The sequence below is a fragment of the Stenotrophomonas sp. AGC87 genome (genome assembly GCF_057333975.1).
In genome coordinates, this window is record NZ_JBHFHW010000026.1 from 25298 (window position 1) to 26429 (window position 1132).

Annotated in this window: 1 protein-coding gene and 1 pseudogene; both read right to left on the bottom strand. The window is 65.3% G+C overall.

What is annotated here, in order from left to right:
* Positions 1-520 (bottom strand): annotated as a pseudogene (locus tag ACE026_RS09370) (hypothetical protein); the annotation flags it as partial.
* A gap of 87 nt (positions 521-607) precedes the next feature.
* The gene (locus tag ACE026_RS09375; RefSeq protein ID WP_019183637.1) at positions 608-1030 is read right to left on the bottom strand and encodes a F0F1 ATP synthase subunit epsilon; all 423 of its coding nucleotides are present in this window, start codon (positions 1028-1030) and stop codon (positions 608-610) included.
* Positions 1031-1132 lie beyond the last annotated feature (102 nt).

The following is a 1132-nucleotide window of genomic DNA, read 5'->3' on the forward strand; positions in this document are numbered from 1 at the left end:
ACACGCCCAACCACAGCCATGGCAGGAGTGAAAAGCTCACGATCATCGGGGTGTGCTGCAACCGCGATGCGGCCACCGCACCGAACATCCACATCAGCGCGAACAGCAACTGCGGCACGGCATCCAGCCGGTAGTGGCGGGCCAGCCGCATCGCGCCGAAGCCGCCCGCCAACAGGTGCAACAGGACCACCACATTGAACCAGTGCAGTGACCCCGGCCACAGCATCATGGGCAGCACCATGGTCGGCTGGAAGGTCATCATCTGCGGGTCAGCCAACTGCGGATAGCCGGCGTAGAGCCATGGATTCCACCACGGCGCCTGCCAGTGTCGAAGCTGCTCGGCGCTGAAACTCACGGCGGGGAAAAACTGCTGAACCGCATCGAACGGGAGGGTCTTTATGCCCGACAGCCAAGGCAGGCAGAGCAGGCTCCACGCCATGATCAGCCAACCGCCGGGGGTGGCCAGTACCGCCTTCCAGCCTTGACCGCGATGTCCATTGACCGTGTGGATGTGCTGCATTCCCTGCCCCTGTTGTGGATCTCAAAAAAAAAACGCCGGCAAGCCGGCGTTTTCCCCTTCGCGGATGGCGCCGTCGCGCCGCCCCGCTTAGTGCTTGAGGTTCTTGCGCAGGCGCTCAAGCGCCTGCAGCTGGGCGGACACTTCCGCCAGGCGCTGCTGCGCTTCGGCCACTTCCATTGCTTCACCACGGTTGGCCAGGATGCGCTCGGCTTCTTCCTTGGCCTTGCGGACCGAGGCTTCGTCGATGTCCTGGGCACGGATCGCGGTGTCGGCCAGCACGGTCACGACCTGCGGCTGCACTTCGAGAATGCCGCCGGAGATGGCGAAGTCGATCTGCTCGCCGCTCGGCGTGGTCACCACCACCTTGCCCGGCTTCAGGCGGGTGATCAGCGGGGCGTGCTTGGGCGCGATGCCCAGCTCACCCAGCTCACCGGTGGCCACGACCAGGGTCGCCTCACCACGGAAGATTTCCTGCTCGGCGCTGACGATGTCGCAACGGATGGTGCTCATGAAACTCTTCTCGCTTTAGGGCGGGCTCGCGCCCACCGCAGGATGTCCTCAGCGGTGGGCCTGCGCCCACCCCGTGTGACGGGTCGGGGGGGGCATGTCGCC

Bases quoted from the DNA above. Each gene is read 5' to 3' on its own strand.
- ACE026_RS09375 (WP_019183637.1), bottom strand. From the start codon at position 1,030: ATGAGCACCATCCGTTGCGACATCGTCAGCGCCGAGCAGGAAATCTTC.